This is a genomic window from Halomonas sp. SL1, from assembly GCF_003030865.2.
GTDB lineage: Bacteria > Pseudomonadota > Gammaproteobacteria > Pseudomonadales > Halomonadaceae > Halomonas > Halomonas halophila.
The window spans coordinates 84930-101029 of sequence record NZ_PYUQ02000002.1; the positions used below are offsets into that span (position 1 = coordinate 84930).

Annotated in this window: 12 protein-coding genes and 1 pseudogene; 7 read left to right on the plus strand and 6 right to left on the minus strand. The window is 62.5% G+C overall.

Annotated elements, in window-relative coordinates:
• Window positions 1–9: 9 nt before the first annotated feature.
• Window positions 10–945 (minus strand): LysR family transcriptional regulator, encoded by a 936-nt coding sequence (locus C9J49_RS00570; protein ID WP_046078991.1) that lies wholly within the window; start codon window positions 943–945, stop codon window positions 10–12.
• Between the two features lie 288 nt (window positions 946–1233).
• Here C9J49_RS00570 and C9J49_RS00575 point away from each other — a divergent pair, with 288 nt between their 5' ends.
• The 4 genes from C9J49_RS00575 (at window position 1234) to feaR (ending at window position 5179) form a co-directional block, all read left to right on the plus strand.
• The gene (locus C9J49_RS00575) at window positions 1234–2670 is read left to right on the plus strand and encodes an FAD-binding oxidoreductase (RefSeq protein ID WP_107181074.1); all 1437 of its coding nucleotides are present in this window, start codon (window positions 1234–1236) and stop codon (window positions 2668–2670) included.
• 7 nt (window positions 2671–2677) lie between these two features.
• Window positions 2678–3484, plus strand: coding sequence for an aldo/keto reductase (locus C9J49_RS00580; protein ID WP_046078992.1), 807 nt, complete (start codon window positions 2678–2680; stop codon window positions 3482–3484).
• 68 nt (window positions 3485–3552) lie between these two features.
• Window positions 3553–4074 (plus strand): cytochrome b, encoded by a 522-nt coding sequence (locus C9J49_RS00585; protein WP_181454221.1) that lies wholly within the window; start codon window positions 3553–3555, stop codon window positions 4072–4074.
• Window positions 4075–4234: 160 nt separating this feature from the next.
• The gene (feaR, locus tag C9J49_RS00590; RefSeq protein ID WP_107181075.1) at window positions 4235–5179 is read left to right on the plus strand and encodes a transcriptional regulator FeaR; all 945 of its coding nucleotides are present in this window, start codon (window positions 4235–4237) and stop codon (window positions 5177–5179) included.
• Window positions 5180–5303: 124 nt separating this feature from the next.
• Here the strand turns inward: feaR and C9J49_RS00595 are convergent, their stop codons facing one another.
• Complete coding sequence (locus C9J49_RS00595; protein ID WP_107181076.1) at window positions 5304–6800, minus strand: aldehyde dehydrogenase; 1497 nt, start codon at window positions 6798–6800, stop codon at window positions 5304–5306.
• A gap of 449 nt (window positions 6801–7249) precedes the next feature.
• On the opposite strand from C9J49_RS00595, the gene C9J49_RS00600 reads away from it, so the two are divergent.
• Window positions 7250–8047, plus strand: a complete 798-nt coding sequence (locus tag C9J49_RS00600) for a helix-turn-helix domain-containing protein (protein ID WP_107181077.1) — start codon at window positions 7250–7252, stop codon at window positions 8045–8047.
• A 174-nt stretch (window positions 8048–8221) separates the two neighbouring features.
• Here C9J49_RS00600 and C9J49_RS00605 read toward each other — a convergent pair whose 3' ends face one another.
• On the minus strand, window positions 8222–9910 hold the full coding sequence (locus C9J49_RS00605; RefSeq protein WP_107181078.1) for an arylsulfatase: 1689 nt from the start codon (window positions 9908–9910) through the stop codon (window positions 8222–8224).
• Between the two features lie 292 nt (window positions 9911–10202).
• Here C9J49_RS00605 and C9J49_RS00610 point away from each other — a divergent pair, with 292 nt between their 5' ends.
• Both C9J49_RS00610 and C9J49_RS00615 read left to right on the plus strand, forming a co-directional pair.
• The gene (locus C9J49_RS00610) at window positions 10203–11507 is read left to right on the plus strand and encodes an OprD family outer membrane porin (RefSeq protein ID WP_107181079.1); all 1305 of its coding nucleotides are present in this window, start codon (window positions 10203–10205) and stop codon (window positions 11505–11507) included.
• Between the two features lie 88 nt (window positions 11508–11595).
• On the plus strand, window positions 11596–13167 hold the full coding sequence (locus C9J49_RS00615) for an amidase (protein WP_107181080.1): 1572 nt from the start codon (window positions 11596–11598) through the stop codon (window positions 13165–13167).
• Between the two features lie 547 nt (window positions 13168–13714).
• Here the strand turns inward: C9J49_RS00615 and C9J49_RS00625 are convergent.
• The 3 genes and pseudogenes from C9J49_RS00625 to C9J49_RS00630 all read right to left on the minus strand — a co-directional run bounded on the left by C9J49_RS00625 (window position 13715) and on the right by C9J49_RS00630 (window position 15937).
• The gene (locus tag C9J49_RS00625) at window positions 13715–15166 is read right to left on the minus strand and encodes a tetratricopeptide repeat protein (protein ID WP_258393714.1); all 1452 of its coding nucleotides are present in this window, start codon (window positions 15164–15166) and stop codon (window positions 13715–13717) included.
• Window positions 15167–15295: 129 nt separating this feature from the next.
• A pseudogene (locus tag C9J49_RS17430) lies at window positions 15296–15448 on the minus strand (hypothetical protein); the annotation flags it as partial.
• A 12-nt stretch (window positions 15449–15460) separates the two neighbouring features.
• A complete protein-coding gene (locus C9J49_RS00630; protein ID WP_107181082.1) occupies window positions 15461–15937 on the minus strand; it encodes a multiheme c-type cytochrome in 477 nt (158 codons plus the stop codon).
• Window positions 15938–16100: the final 163 nt, after the last annotated feature.

Consider the following 16100-nt stretch of genomic DNA (forward strand, 5'->3'; position numbering starts at 1 on the left):
GCGGCGGCTTCAGTCGAGGCCGCCGCCGGCGCTCAGTGACTGGCGCACGAACTCGCGAAAGACCCGCACCCGCGCGGGAGCATTCTGGCCGCCGAGGCTGATCGCATAGAGTCGCCCCTCCGACAGGCTCCAGTCCGCCAGCACCGGGACCAGGGTCCCCTTGGCGGCGTGTGCGGCGGCCACCAGGTCGGGCAGCGGGCCGATGCCGGCCCCCGCCAGCGCCAGCCGCAGCACGCTGGCGTAGTCGCCGGTGCGGATGACCGGGCGGATCCTCAGCTCGCGTGACCGCCCGCGGCGATCCGTGAGCGTCAGCTGCGTGGCGCCCGTGAACTCGTGCGAGACGATCAGGTGATGTTCGGCCAGCGCATCGGGGGCGTCGACGGGATGGCCATGCGCCGCCAGGTACTCCGGCGCGGCATAGAGCCCCATGCGGAACGGCGCGACCGACGAGGCCCGATAGACCATGTCCGGCAGGTTCCCGTCCTGTGCCCTCAGCGCGAGGTCGATGCGATGCGCCGCGAGATCCAGGGGCGTATCGGTGATCAGCAGCTCGACGGTGATCTGCGGGTGCCGGCGGCGGAACGCCGCGATGATCTCCGGCATGAGCTCGAGGCCGATATCCACCGGCGACGTCACCCGCAGATGGCCCTGGGGCACGTCCTGGGACTGGCGTGCGCCTTCCGCCGCATCGTCCAGCCAGGCCAGGGCCTCCTGTGCCTTGGCATAGAAGGCCAGGCCTTCCTCCGTCGGCGAGACCGCCCGCGGTGCACGCGCCAGCAGGGCAACCCCGAGGCGCTGCTCCAGGCGCGACAGACGGCGACTGATGCTGCCCTTGCTTTCACCGACCTGCCTCGCCGCGGCAGAGATGGTGCCGAACTCGGCGACGGCACAGAAGGCGCGGATATCCTCGAGCGCCCCGCCAAGAGTTGTCAGATCGTTAACCATGGGTTCCATTCCCGGCGTCTTATGTGTGTGCAGAAACTAATGCATGCTGCGCGCCTGGCCCAGTCCCCATGCTGGGCGGGGCGGGTCATGGTGGCCTTTCCCGCGCCGTCACGCCGCCAGGCGGTCGGCCATGGCGGCGCCCGGCGCCGATCCCTCCGGCGGCAATGACGTTCCGCCTTCGCCGAGCGAGCGCGAGCCCTCCGGCATGCCGGCGTCACGCCCCTCTCGCCCCATCCCATCCATAGCCGAAGCGGGCCCTCGGGCACCGCACATGAAGGAGTATGCAACATGGTCACCAGACGATCTTTCCTGCTGGGTGCCGGGGCGGGGCTGGCCACCTTCGGCCTGGGCGCCGGTACCGGCGCCTTTCTGAGCGCCGATGGCGGCTGGCGTCGCGGCGCCGACCTGCCCCGCGCCGAGACGGTCGGCGCCTCCGGGTCGCTGCCCGTCCAGGCGGATGTCGTGGTGGTCGGCGCCGGCATCGCGGGGCTCTCCACCGCCCACGCGCTGCGGGATCGGGGGCTGTCCGTCGTGGTCCTGGAGAAGGGCGTGGTCTCGGGCGAGCAATCCTCCCGGGCCTTCGGCTGGATCTACAGCGCGGGCTGGCACCCGGACAAGCTGGAACTGGCGAATCGTTCGAAGACGCTGTGGGCCGACTTCGCCCGGGCCAACGAGCGCGACATCGGTTACCGCCGCACCGGCAACCTGTCGCTCCTCGAGAGCGAGGAAGCGGTGGAGGGCCAGCGGGCCTGGCTGGCCGAGGCGAAGGAGCGGGCCCCCGACATGGACGTGCGGCTCGTGTCCGGCGCAGAGCTCGAGCGGCTGACCCCCGGCGCGGGCAAGGCCTACCAGGCCGCGCTCTATTCGCCCTCGGACGGCATCGCGGAGCCGACCATCGCGGCGCCGCGGATCGCCCGTGCCTTGCAGGCGAAGGGCGTACCCGTCATCCAGCGCTGCGCCGTGCGCAGCGTCGAGACCGAGGGCGGCGCGATCCGTCATGTGGTCACCGAGCAGGGCGTGGTGCGGACCTCGAACGTGGTCGTGGCCGGCGGCGCCTGGAGCCGGCTGTTCCTGGGCAACCTGGGCGTGCCCTTCCCCCAGCTGGGCATCGCCTCGCCGCTGATGCGCGTCACCGGGGCGCAGGGCCCCGACGGTGCGGGCTATGCGCCCAATTTCACCTGGCGGCGCCAGATCGATGGCAATTACGTGGTGGGCGCGCTGCGCAACGTGGCGCCGGTGACGCGGGCCAGCTTCACCGAGCTGCTGAGCTTCCTGCCCACGCTGCGTCATGCGTCGGGCCTGGTCACCATGCGCTTCGGGCAGGACTTCTTCGAGTCGCTGCGGATGCCGACCCACTGGTCGAGCGACGAGGTCACGCCCTTCGAGCGCAACCGCTTTCTCTCGGCCAAGCCGTACCAGGACGAGCTGGATCGCCGCTTCGAGGCCCTGCGCGAGGCCTTCCCGGATTTCCGGGCGTCCGCGCCCATCGAGTCCTGGGGTGGCGTCATCGATGCCACGCCGGATTCGACGCCGATCATCTCCGCCGTCGACCGCCTGCCGGGACTGTCGCTGATCAGCGGCTTCTCGGGCAACGGCCTGACCGTCGGCCCTGCGGCGGGCGAGATGATGGCCCAGATCATCGCCGGCGAAACACCCACCGTCGATCCGGCGATCTACCGCTACGACCGCTTCTTCGACGGCTCCGACCTGACCTTCCGACACTGAGGTGCTGATGGATTCCTTGCTTCCCCCGATCGGCTTCGGCCTCGACGAGCTGGACGACCGGCAGGTCGCCCGGCTGATCCCCGCCGCCTGGCAGGCGGGTTTTCGCGCCTTCGACACGGCCCAGCTGTACGGCAACGAGGCGGCACTGGGCCGTGCCCTGAGCGACATCGGCATGGCGCGCGACGCGGTCTTCGTCACCACCAAGGTGATGAACCGCTATTTTTCGGAGACGCACTTCCTGGCCTCGGTCGAGCAAAGCCTCGACCGGCTGGCGCTGGATCACGTCGATCTGCTGCTGGTGCACTGGCCCGGCCACGGCATGCCCATCGAGCGCCAGATCGAGCTGCTGAACGAGGCGCGCGCACGGGGCTGGACGCGTCATATCGGCGTCAGCAACTACAATGCGACCCAGCTGGCCCGCGCGGTCGAGGTCAGCGAGGCGCCGATCGCGACCAACCAGGTCGAGATCCATCCCTATCTGGATCAGTCGACGCTGCGCCAGCGGGCGCACGCGCTCGGCGTGCCGCTGACCGGTTTCTTCGTGATGGCCATGGGCGCGGTGCCCCGCGACCCGCTGCTGGCCCGCATCGGCGCGGCCCACGGCAAGAACGCGGCCCAGGTGGTCCTGCGCTGGGTGCATCAGAAGGGGGACGTGCCCCTGACCCGCACCACCCGCCCCGAGCGGGTCGCGGAGAATGCCGCCATCTTCGATTTCGCCCTGTCGGACGAGGAAATGGCCATGATCGACGGCCTGGCGCGCCCGCAGGGGCGCATCCTCAGCCCGGCCAATCTGGCCCCGACCTGGGATCGATAAGGGCCTTCTCCAGGGCCGCCCGATGGCATCGGCGGCCACGATGACCCAACCGACCCTTAGAGGTACCCATGATTCACGATTCCAAGCAACGCTATGGCAGCGTCAGCAAGACGTTTCACTGGTCGATGACGGCGCTGATCGCCTGGCAGCTGCTCAAGTTCGGCGACCGCATCGCCGAGGGAGAGCACTGGATCGGCCAGACGCTGGTGCCCTGGCACGTCTCCATCGGGACCCTGCTGCTCGGCCTGATCGTGCTGCGTCTGGTGTGGGTCATCGGCCAGCGCCGCCATCGCCCGCGCCAGCATCCGGCTACCGCCCGGCTGGTGAAGGCCGGGCATGGCCTGCTCTTCGCGGGCATGCTGCTGATGCCGCTGTCCGGCGTGCTGATCATGCTGGGCGGTGGCTACGGTCTGAGCGCCTTCGGCTGGGAGATCGTGCCGGAGGGTGAAGAGATCGCCTGGGCGGCCGGCCTCGGCAGCCTCCATTCGCCGCTGGCCTGGATGCTGTCCGTGCTGATCCTCGGGCATGTCGGCATCGCCCTGTTCCACCATTTCGGCCGGCGTGACGACACCCTCGAGCGGATGCTGTAGGGCGAGCGCCGGCCGTGCCTGTTCTGCTGTCTCTCCGCCGGGGCCGGTGTGCCCCGGGGCTCGACGAAAGGGGCGATTGACCCCCGAGTCCGGTGGCGCTATGTTTTAATAACATGTTAATAAAAAATGATACCGACGCGGCCACCTGACAGGAGGTCCTGTGATCTCTGCCCATCCCCATCAAGATTCGTTTTCCGCCTGGCTCGCCGAGCTGCAACGTACCTGCGGCCAGTTCGAGTCATGCCCTCTGCCCGATGACATGCCCTTCCACGGCTCGGTCGGCACACGGCTCGCCGGCAGCCTCGAGGTTGCCGAGATCACCACCAACGCGCAGCGCATCGTTCGCGAGCGGCCGTGCAGTGACCGTGAGGAGGACCGCTACTGCTTCCTGATCGTGCAGCGTCAGGGGCGTGCCCGCCTCATCCAGCAGGGGCGCACCATCGACATGCTGCCGGGCGAGATGGCCCTGCTGGACTCGGCGCGTGACTGCGAGATCCTGCCCCAAGGCTTCATCGAGCACAGCTCCTTCCACCTGCCTCGCGATGCCGTCATCGAGCGTTTCGCCGATCGCCGGGTGCCGTTCGGCAAGCTCAACACCGGCAATGCCAGCGGTCAGATCCTGCAGCTGATCGTCAATCGCGTGGTATCCCGGCAGCTGAGCGAGCCGTTGACCGAAGAAGATGGCATCGGCCTGCGTGATTCGCTGCTGTCCCTGCTGGCGCCGACCTGTCGGGACGACGCCGACGCGGTCACCGAGGCGCCGGCGGAGGGGGAGGAGCTCTATCGCTGTGCCCAGCAGCTGATCGAGCAGCGCCTGCAGGACGAGCGTCTCACGCCGTCCTTCCTGGCCGAGCAGCTGCACATCTCCGTCCGTCGGCTGTATCGGCTGTTCGAGCACCACGGCGACAGCGTCTGCCGCTACGTCCAGCGGCAGCGCCTGGCGCGCTGTGCCGAGGCGCTGTCGGACCCGCGCCGAGCGCGGCACTCGATCACCGAGATCGCCTACCACTGGGGCTTCACCGATTCGGCCCACTTCAGCCGCGCCTTCAAGAAGTCTCACGGCATGTCGCCGCGGGACTATCGCCGTCACCATAGCCTGCATTGACGCGCGGATCGCCAGGCGTGCCCGGGAGGATGCGTCGATGCCGGCCGGCGACAAAAAAGCGCCCGATGCCACAGGGCACATCGGGCGCAAGGTGACGCGAAGCCGAGTCACGTCCAATCGATGATCAGTAGGCGATACACACCGACTTGAGTTCGGTGAAGGATTCGACCGCCTCGCGGCCGAACTCGCGGCCCATGCCGGACTGCTTGACGCCGCCGAAGGGCATGTTCGGGTCCAGGGTGACGTGGGTGTTGACCCATACCGTGCCGGCCTCGATCTCCGGGGTCAGGCGCATGGCCTGCGACAGGTCGTTGGTCCACAGGCTGGCGGCCAGGCCGAGGTCGCTGTCGTTGACCATGGCCAGCGCCTCGTCGACGTCGTCGAAGGGGATCACTGACAGCACCGGGCCGAAAACCTCCTCGCGGGCCAGGGTCATCTGCTGGGTGACGTCGGCCAGCACCACGGGCGAGACGTAGTAGCCGGTGTCATCCGGCGCCTCGGCACCACGCATCACGCGGGCGCCCTCGCGCTCGGCGATCTCGAGATAGCTCAGGATGCTCTGCTGGTGGCGCTGGGAGACCACCGGGTTGAGCTGTGCCGTGGGATCCAGGCCCGGCCCCAGCGACATGCCGCTGATCGCCTGGTGCAGGCGTTCGCAGAAGGCCTCGTACTGGCGGCGATGCACGTAGAAGCGCGAGGCCGCGGCGCATACCTGGCCCTGGTTGAGCAGCCCGGCCATCAGGGCCCCTTCCACCGCCTTGTCCAGATCGGCGTCCTCGAGCACCAGCATGGGGTTCTTGCCGCCCAGTTCGAGCGAGAAGTGGGCCATGTGGTCGACGGCGGCGTGACCGATGCGTTTGCCGATATCGGTGCTGCCGGTGAAGGTCACCTTGCGCACGTCGGGGTGCTCCGCCAGGCGCTGACCGGCGGTCGAGCCGCCACCCACGACGACGTTGACGACCCCGCTGGGAATGCCGGCTTCCAGCGCCAGTTCGGCCAGGCGCAGGGCGCTCAGCGGCGTTTCCGTGGACGGCTTGACGACGATCGTGCAGCCCGCCGCCAGCGCCGGGATGATCTTCCACAGCGCGATCATCAGCGGGAAGTTCCAGGGCACGATGCCGGCGACCACGCCGACCGGCTGGCGCAGGGTGTAGGCGTGGAACTCGGCGCCTTCCGGCATGCCGATGGAGACGTCGGTGGTCTTGCCTTCGAGCTTGGTGGCCCAGCCGGCCATGTAGCGGATGAAATCCACCGAGAAGCCGACGTCGACCACGCGGGTCAGGTTGATCGACTTGCCCTGGTTGAGGGTCTCGAGCTGTGCCAGCTCCTCGGTGTGCTGCTCGACCAGATCGGCGAAGCGCAGCAGGATGCGCTCCCGCTCGGCCGGTTTCTTGCCGCGCCAGGTCTTGTCGTCGAAACGGGCCTTGGCGACTGCCACGGCACGGTCGACATCGGCATTCGATGCGAGTGCCAGGCTGGCCAGCGGCTCACCGGTGGCGGGGTTGATCGGTTGGGCCTGGCGGTCGCCTTCGGTCAGGTAGTGCCCATCGATGAAGGAGCCGGTGGCCCGGGAGAGGAAAGCATCGACCTCGGGGAGCGGTGCGATCGGAAAGTCGGTCATGGTGGATGCCTCATGCAGAGAACGACGGCTCAGAGCCGTGGGTCGGTCATGTCCGAGTCAACGCTAGCACTGGCCAGCGCCACGGGCTTGTACTTGACTGCCAGGCACATGTCCCTGTCTGCCAGACAGCAGGCGCGATGCCGGGCAGGTGGCTCCCACGGCCGGAGGCACTCTGGGTCAAGCATGATGGCAGCAGCGTTCAATGCCATATCTTGATGACCATTATCATTATGGGGTGAAGGGATTTTTCGAGAGCCGATGCGATAAAACCGCCGTCAGGGAATGGGGGCACGGCCAGTCATTGTTGGCTGGCTTATTGGTTATAAATGGCGATGAACATGCTGGGTGTCATGGATGGCGATTGGATGCTGTTGCGCCAGTGACATCAGGATGGCGGCGGCCTCCCCAGGTTGCATCCCGCTGTCGCCATACTTTAGAGCGCTTTTTCAATGCCAAAAAAAATTCGTTCCATATCTCGGGCCATCAGGGTCATCGAAGCTTTCAACCAGCATGGCGGTGCACTGAGTCTCAATCAGTTGCACTGCATGACGCAGCTGGATCGCGCGACTATTTTACGTATTCTGGTGACGCTGATGGAGGAGGGATGGGTATATCGTGGATTAGGAGATCAACGATATCGCCTCACCTATCAGATACATGAGCTAGGGGGGCATGTCCAACCCCAGAATGAGCTGGCGTACTTGACTTCCCCCATCCTGGACGCCTTTCAAAAGGAGGTGATATGGCCTTCGGATCTGGCGATCTACAATGGCAAGAGCATGGAGATCATCGAAACCACACGGCGTCAGTCCCCCTTGTTTATCAACAAGGGGTTCATGGGGTATCGGCCCAATATGCTGCAGTCCGCCGTGGGGCGTGCTTACCTGGCCTGGAGCCACCCTGCCGATCAGGCTGCCATTCTCAAGCGTTTGCGCCAGAGTGAAAGCCCCGAGGATAGGCTGGCGCTCGATGAACCATGGGTGCAGAGGATACTGCAGGAAACGCGCGAGAGAGGCTATGGCGTTCGCGACGAGCGGTATCAGGGAGGGCCTGACGACAGCAAGACCTATCAGGTAAGGGCCGCCGCCGTCCCGGTCATGGCCATGGAAGAGGTGCAGGCCTGTATCAGCCTGATCTGGTTTGAAGCCCTTGTCACCTCCGAACATCTGGAAAAGGAGCTTCTACCCAAACTCAGAGCCGTTGCCGATCAGGTCGCTGACCAGATCCTGCAGCATGAACTTTACTGAGAACGTGTAGGCACTGACATCATGAGGCCGCCTGAAGCGCCCGAGTGTGCCTGAATCCCGTCAGGCTCCGGGGGGCAGGAAGAACAGAAAACAGCCCTGGCCAAGGGTGGCTAGGGCTGAGGTCGGTGGTAACAGCGTCAAGAACGCGGGGATGGTGTGGCTCGGCCTGATGGATCAGTAGCCGCTAACCCAGTTCGGGATGATGACGTCGTTCTCCTCGGCATATTGCTCCCACAGAGCACGCATCTCGGCCAGCTTTTCCGGATGCTCTTGGCTCAGGTCATGCCGTTCACCCAGATCTTCGCTGAGATTGAACAGCTGGACCTCGTCGTCGCCATACGGCTTGGGCATCATGACCAGCTTCCAGTCTCCCTGGCGAATATAATATTTGCCGAAGAGCTCGCCGCCCAGCACGCGATCCTCGACCTCGGCATTGCCCGACAGCACCGGCAGCAACGAGGTGCCGGTGATCGGCGCGATCTCGCGACCCTTATATTCGGTGCCAGGGTGCTCAATACCTGCCAGCTCCAGCAGGGTCGGTGCTATGTCCTTGACCGAGGTGAGGCTGTCGTTGATTTCACCGCCTTCCAGATCGGCCGCTTTGATGATGGCGATAGAGCGGGTGCCGCCTTCGGTCGGAAACCCTTTGTGCAATCTGAACGTGGGAGCACCAGCCCAGGCCCAGTTCGGACCGTAAAAGGTGTAGGAACCGACACGACCCATCTGCTCATAGCTGAAATCGTTGGTTTCGTCGATCACCTTGCGAATTTCCGGGAACAGGTCGGCCGGCCAGGTCTCGTCCAGGTCGTGCCCCTCGGCACCATTGTCAGACATGAAAATGACGATGGTATTGTCGTATAGATCGTTCCGCTTCAGATAATCGAAAACGCGCCCGGTATGTGCATCCAACTCGTCCACCATGGCCGCGTATATTTCCATCGCCCGAGATTCGACTTTCTGCTCTTCGCTGCTCAGGCTGTCCCATGGGCGTCCCTTGGGAGGACGGGGAGCTCCTTCGGCATCAGCCGGTATCAGCCCCATTGATTTCTGTGCTTCCAGCCGCTCGTTGAATATTTGATCGTAACCAGCATCGTATCGGCCACGATATTTTTCCATGGCGTCTTCCGGTGCCTGCAGTGGCCAGTGGGGGGCTGTATAACTGAGCATGCCGAAGAAGGGCGCGTTGCTGCCTTTATCGGCTTCGATGTACTCGATCATCCTGTCGGCGTAGAACTGGGATGAGTATTCGAAATCGTCGGGCAGCTCATCCAATAGCACCCCGTCTTCGGCATAGGGTGCCTTGATTTCAGGGGACGGTGCATAAGACGGCTTCATGTCAGAGAAGTGGCTGGCGCCGCCCACCAGCAATGAAAACGAGTGATCGAAGCCACGATCAGTCGGTCGGCTTCCCTCTTCCTTCCCCAGATGCCATTTGCCGGTTAGATAGGTGTTGTAGCCGGCATCCTTGAACAGGGCTGGAAGGGCGGCGACCCGGTCGTTCAGGTGCCCCTCGTAACCGGGCTGGCCTTCCTGGTTGGGGGCAAGCTCTTCGGCCATGTTGCCAAGCCCTGCCTTGTGCGGATCAACGCCGGTCAACAGCGAGGCTCGGGTCGGCGAGCAGGCCGGAGTGGTGTGGAAGTTGGTCATGCGCACGCCGGAACTGGCCAGTGAATCGAGATTGGGTGTCTCGATTTCGCTGCCATAGCTTCCAAGGTCAGCAAACCCCATGTCATCGGCTACCACGAGCAGGATGTTGGGGTGGTCAGGGTCAGTTGAAGCGGCGAAAGACTGACTGCACATCATCGTGGCGGACAAGGCAAAAGAGGTGGTCAGCGCAAGCTTGGAACGTGTTATCTGTCTCATGTAGCAACTCCTGCCAGAACCAATGTTGTTGGATTTTTCACGTGCAAACAGGCTCGTGAGAAGGGGACGGTAGGGAATCTATAGTAGTGGAGGTGGAGATGTAAAATGCAACTTTGCACATTGTGAAAAGTCTCGGTTGATGGCTTTGTTTTTTTAACATCATAATGTTGTTTGTCCGGCTGGCCGTTGATGCCGGTTCGGTGCTGAATAACTACAAGATATTTTTGTGTCGGAAGCTTTTGACTGTGTTTCCGATTCTTTTATTAACAATAAAATATTAAGGCATGCTCACATGCGATCGACGACCGCCACCCTGGCTTCCGCTGGCCTGGCCCTGCTGCCTACTCTGGGACTAGCCGCCGATGGCTTTCTCGACGACAGCGAAACCCGTATTCGCTACAGCCAGTACTACTGGAACGAAGATCCCGACGATGGCTTCGGCCCGACTCGGGACGAATGGGTGCAAGGTGGAGAGATCACCTTCCACTCAGGCTACGCCGCCGGTCTGTTTGGCCTCGATGTTGGCGTCAAGGCCGCCAATGCGCTGCACGTCGGCGACGAGGCGAACAGCATCACCAACCTGCAGGCGGATAGCAGCGTTCAGGATCCCCACAGCATCGCCGGCATGGGCGAGCTTTACGGCAGGTTGCGCTTGATCGACGACGAGACGCAACACCTGACCGCCGGCTACGGCAAGCGCACCAGGACGCGACTCCAGTACATCGACAACACCACGCGTATTCTGCCAGCAGCCTCCCTGGGGTTTGATGTCGACTATCGCTGGCGAGATCTCTCGCTCTACATGACGCAGATCGAAGGCTTCAATTCTCGCGACAGTTCGCGCTTCGCCGAGCCGCTGAATACCTTTCTGGGCGAGGACATCGATCACCTTCGCCTACTCGGTGGTAGCCTCGATATCGGCCCCGATACCCGGGTAGCGGCGGAGTACGCCGAAGCGGAGGACTACCTCGCCTCCGCCCTCGTGGAGCTGACCCATGACCTGCTCCTCGGTGACGAGCGGCGCCTTGGCATGACTCTGCGTCATGGTCGGCAATGGGATGCCGGCTCGCTCTTCGAAACGGAAGGTGGCGGACCCTTTGCCGCCGACGAGGACCATGATGCCCGCTTCTATGATCTCGGGGTGACGTATCATCATGCCCCCTATTACCTGGGGGCCCATCTCAATACCGTTACTGGTGATGATTACGATCGACCCTTTTTCTCTGCACAAGGCAGCTGGAACAGTTCGGCCAATAACTTCTACTGGTTCGGGCTGGAGAACGAAACCATGGTCAAGCTCACCGCCGGGCTGGATTTCTCCACCTGGGGGCTCCCCGGACTGAGCTGGAAGGGGCATTACGCCGCCTCGGAGCACGCCGAGGGCTACGAAGATTTCTCACGTCGTGAAATTCAGAGCGTGCTGGCATATCGGTTCTCCGGTGCCCTCGATGGCTTGAGTCTGGCCTGGCTGCATACAGAGCATGACACCGAAGGGACGCCCGATGGTGTCCAGCGCACGGCACTGAAGAGGTCCTCGGCGGGCATCATCACCCACCATGCCGATCGTTTGTACCTGACCTATCGCTATGCCTTCTGACATGATTCGGCTCTTCCGGCCGTAACCGACTGCGCCTGGTGACGCAAGGCGCCTTCCCACAGTTGTTCATCGCTGCGAGGCCATCACTATGACAACGAAAACGATTTCCGCTCTGAACCGCCGCGGGTTCCTCAAGCTGACGGCTGGTGCCGGCGTGCTCGCCGCCACCTCCTCTCTGAGCGGGATTCGTCCCGCCCGGGCGGCCAGTGTGCAGCCAAGCTCGCCCCAGGACATCATCGCGCTCTCTGCTGTCGGCCTGTCTACCGCTATCCATCAGAGGAATGTCAGTTGCCGAGACGTGATGGCGGCCTACCTGGATCATATCGAGCGCTACAACCCGACCTATAATGCCATTGTCGCCTTGCAGCCCCGCGAGAAGTTGATGGACGAGGCCCAAGCGGCGGACACCGACCTGGCCAACGGCCACTACCGCGGCTGGATGCATGGCTTTCCCCATGCCGTGAAGGACCTGGCTGCGACTCGGGGCATCACTACCAGCATGGGTTCCCCTCTCTTCAAGGATAGGGTGCCAGAACACGATGCCATCTTCGTTGAGCGGCTGCGCGGGGCCGGTGCCATCCTGATCGGCAAGACCAACACCCCGGAGTTCGGCCTGGGCTCCCAGACTTACAACCCCGTCTACGGCACCACTCGCAACGCCTATGATCCAGCCCTCTGCGCCGGTGGCAGCAGCGGTGGTGCCTCGGTGGGGCTGGCTACCCACATGCTGCCGGTGGCTGACGGCAGCGACATGATGGGGTCGCTGAGGAATCCTGCGGCCTACAACAACATCATAGGCTTTCGGCCGAGTCAGGGCCGGGTACCGCGCGGTCCGTCGCGGGAGCTGTTTTATCAGCAGCTCGGCTACGCAGGCCCCATGGGACGCACGGTCCAGGACACAGCTCGGTTACTGTCGACCATGGCCGGTTTCGACTCTCGGGCACCGCTGTCGCTCGAGACGGACAATGCCTCCTATGCCGGTGATCTGGCCATGGATACTGCCGGCCTGCGAGTCGCTTGGCTGGGCGACTTCAATGGCTATCTGGCCACCGAGCCCGGCGTGCTTGATGTCTGTCGCCAGGCGCTCGAGCATTTCTCAAACCTGGGAGGGCAGGTTGAAGAAGTAGACGTGGATTATCCCATGGAAGAGCTGTGGGAGACCTGGCTGACCCTGCGCCACTTCCTGATCGCCGGTATCGCCCAAGACCTTTACGCCAATCCCGACAAGCGGGCTGTCATGAAGCCCGAGCTTATCTGGGAGATCGAGGGCGGCCTGAAGCTGTCAGCCATGGAGGTTTATCAGGCCTCCGAAGCTCGTACCCGGTGGTATGGGGCACTTGAAAAGCTGTTCAATACCTATGATGTCGTCGCCCTGCCCTCTGCCCAGGTCTTCCCCTTCGATGCCGATACTCACTGGCCGAAGGAGATCAACGGCCGCCAGATGGACACCTACCACCGTTGGATGGAGGTGGTGACGCCTGGCACCCTCGCCAGTTGCCCGGTAGTCAATGTGCCCGCCGGCTTTGATGCACAAGGACGGCCGATGGGAATCCAACTGATCGGGCGCAGGCACCAGGATCTCAAGGTCCTGAAGATCGCTCACGCCTATGAACAGGCCGCCCGTTTTACACAACGTCGTCCCGACTTGGTGGCAAGCTGAGAAAGCACAACTACCGTCATCAGGTAATAATATCGTCCTCGTGAACGCGAGGACGATATCCCTCCGGGCTAGCCATGCCGAGGCATGATCGGGAAAACGCCGTGTGATGCGTCCCGAGCGAGGGACAAGGCGTTCTCCCCTTGTGTCATTAGTCTGACTAGATATTTCGACTGCACCTCGGCCTGCGAATGCCCGCTTGACCATCCGCTTGGTAAATAACTCAGGACGATTAGTTGGCCATTCCTTCATTAGCGCAACTGAACCGTCCCGGGAATCCTGGGACGGTTCACAACCGATGGTCGATGATACAGCGCTTTCTGCGGGATGTGGGGATTGTACAGCCAAGTATAGCGTGTGAGCATCTACTCCAGCTCCTCGCCTGGAGGTATAGCACCGAGTCGACAGCACCTCGTTGATGCGGCCGTTGAAGCGTTCCACCATGCCCAAGGCCTTTTCCAGAGCCGGCCTCGGTGACTACGCTGCTGCCATTTTCGATAATCGTCAGCCGAGAATCGCTCGTTGTCGCACTAAACGTGCATGGTTCATGCTATCGGCTGTCTTCCTTTAGTCTGTGTAATGTCTGATCAAGCTGTGGTCGCGGTCCCTCCCTTTCCTTCCACTCCTCAAGATAGGCAATCGCTTCTTCTTCCTCTCCGAGGTTCTCAAGTGCTAATGCGTAGGCATAGGCATAACGTGGACTGGATAGAGCAAGGTCCGCTGCCGCCTTCAATTCGATAGCGGCCTGGTCATAACGCTTCTGACGGATAAAGTATAGGCCCAAAGCATAATGACTGGTCGCAGACTCTGGTGCAGCTGCCACGGCACGCTCAAGCAGCGCTTTGCCTTCGGTATCCTTCCCGATCTGTCGGTAGAGGTCGGCCAAATTCAGCAAGGCACCTTCGTGCTGTGGGGCCAGTGTCAGAGCCTTTTTATATGCCTCCTCGGCGGCTTCATAATCCCGGTTACTGGCATGGAATTGCCCGACGACAACCTGGGGGCCAGGCATATCCGCGTTATAGTCAGCCGTTTCGTGAAAATCTCGGTACAGCCCACTCAGCTGGTTCGCCATGTCGGGCTCTATCTGTTCCAAGGGAATGCCGGACAAGAGTCTTGCCATTTCGATGCGAAGCGACATGACCGTCTCATCGAGATGTGGCGCCAGCAGATGGTAGCGAACATTGAGAGGCAGCGTTTCCATCGAGCGCAGGGCCCCCAGGCGGACCAATATCTCGTCATCCCTCAGGAGCTGTTGCAGCACTTCCAGGCTGCCCTGATGGTGATAAGGTGCATGACGGAGGATAGCACTGCCTCGGGCGATTGCCGGCATCGAATCATCGGTGGCAATCTCGAGAAGTCGTGGCGCGGCTTCGGGCTTTCCGTTATCTGCCGCGTAGAAGGCATCGGCAAAGGGGTGACGTCCTAGCTCGTCACCGCTGCCCGCGAGCCATTCCTCGATGCTGCGCTGAGCCCAGGTCGGCCCCTGGTCCTGATGGCATTGATTGCACGCATTGGGCGCCCCGATCGAGGCGGACTGCTCAGGCCTGGGGATTCTCAGGCTGTGATCACGCCGCGCGTCTATCCCCATATAGGTGGTCGCCGGCATATGGCAGTTGACGCATTGCGCTCCCTCGCTATCGGGTGCGTGATGATGATGCCTTGGCGTATCGAAGTCCTGGGCAGTATGGCACTGAACGCATAGCCCGTTGCCGTCCATCCTCAGCTCCAACGAGTGAGCATTGTGACAGTTGCTGCAGGTAACGCCCTCGCCATGCATCTTGCTCTGCAGGAAAGACCCCCAGACATAGACTTCGTCACGTATCTGGCCATCCGCGTAATAGAATGGCGCCTCTAGCAGGGTCAGGCTATAAGCGTCATGGTAATCGTTCCGCGGGTCCGTCTGCTCCAGCTCGGAGCGACGAGAGTGGCAGGCGGCACAGACGTTTTCCGCCGTCTTGGTGGCTTTTCCCGCCGGCTTGTCGGCCGTTTCATCGTCTGCCAAGCCTTGTATCGCCGCCCAGACATTCCGTGGCTGCAAGGACATAGCAAAACCACGGTAAGCTGCGGCCTCGTGGGGCTCCCCCTGCTGCCGGACCCAGGCGAGGTGATCTTCGGCAGGCCCGTGGCAAGACTCACAGCCGATACTGATCTCGGCCCAGGTCGTGTCGTAACGATCTCTCTCGGAATCGTAGCCTTTTTGCAGATCCGTGGAATGGCAGCTGGCGCAGCGACTGTTCCAGTTGAAGTACGTGCCCGTCCAGTGTAGTGGATCATCGCTATCCACCGCTCGAGAGGGCTAACCATGGTTGAGCGTGTCGTGCTCGGGATAGAGATGGTACCAGCGCTGACCGCCTTCCTCGGCGCTTCGGCTGTCCCAGATGATGCCCAGCACCTGCTTTCTTCCATCAGGAAAATCGACCAGGTACTGCTGCAGAGGATAAAAGCCTAACGTATAGGAGATTTCGAATTCCTGAAGCTCTCCCTCGGCATCATCGGTCAAGACGAAGAAGCGCCCATCCTTCTTGTAGAATCGCGACGTGATGCCGTTATAAGTAAAGCTACTGTCGTCGAAATCACCCAGAACGGTTTCGTCGCTTGCTTCAGCCATGGCGGCAAAATGATGGCTAGAACGCCAATCCGCGTACTCGCTCTCGTGGCAACCTGCACAGCTTTCACTGCCCACAAACGACGATGCGTTTCCGGCCATGATAAACCAGAGGCCGAACAACCACACCATGGTTTGACAGGTTAATGTTATTCGAGGCTCTTTCATCGAGTTTCCTGATGTTTTAAAGCTGCCGCCGCAGCTCTCGAGAAACGGCTGATCAAGTTGCCGGCTGACAACACGGAATGAATCGCCTGACGCACAATGGCTTTTTCCCAGTTTAGGCTCCTAGGTTTTGTCCGAAAAGTCGGATTTGCTAATGTGCTCCATG

Bases quoted from the DNA above. Each gene is read 5' to 3' on its own strand.
- C9J49_RS00600 (WP_107181077.1), top strand. From the start codon at position 7,250: ATGCCAAAAAAAATTCGTTCCATATCTCGGGCCATCAGGGTCATCGAA.
- C9J49_RS00610 (WP_107181079.1), top strand. From the start codon at position 10,203: ATGCGATCGACGACCGCCACCCTGGCTTCCGCTGGCCTGGCCCTGCTG.
- C9J49_RS00595 (WP_107181076.1), bottom strand. From the start codon at position 6,800: ATGACCGACTTTCCGATCGCACCGCTCCCCGAGGTCGATGCTTTCCTC.
- C9J49_RS00570 (WP_046078991.1), bottom strand. From the start codon at position 945: ATGGTTAACGATCTGACAACTCTTGGCGGGGCGCTCGAGGATATCCGC.
- C9J49_RS00605 (WP_107181078.1), bottom strand. From the start codon at position 9,910: ATGAGACAGATAACACGTTCCAAGCTTGCGCTGACCACCTCTTTTGCC.
- C9J49_RS00630 (WP_107181082.1), bottom strand. From the start codon at position 15,937: ATGAAAGAGCCTCGAATAACATTAACCTGTCAAACCATGGTGTGGTTG.
- C9J49_RS00575 (WP_107181074.1), top strand. From the start codon at position 1,234: ATGGTCACCAGACGATCTTTCCTGCTGGGTGCCGGGGCGGGGCTGGCC.
- C9J49_RS00585 (WP_181454221.1), top strand. From the start codon at position 3,553: ATGATTCACGATTCCAAGCAACGCTATGGCAGCGTCAGCAAGACGTTT.
- C9J49_RS00615 (WP_107181080.1), top strand. From the start codon at position 11,596: ATGACAACGAAAACGATTTCCGCTCTGAACCGCCGCGGGTTCCTCAAG.
- C9J49_RS00580 (WP_046078992.1), top strand. From the start codon at position 2,678: ATGGATTCCTTGCTTCCCCCGATCGGCTTCGGCCTCGACGAGCTGGAC.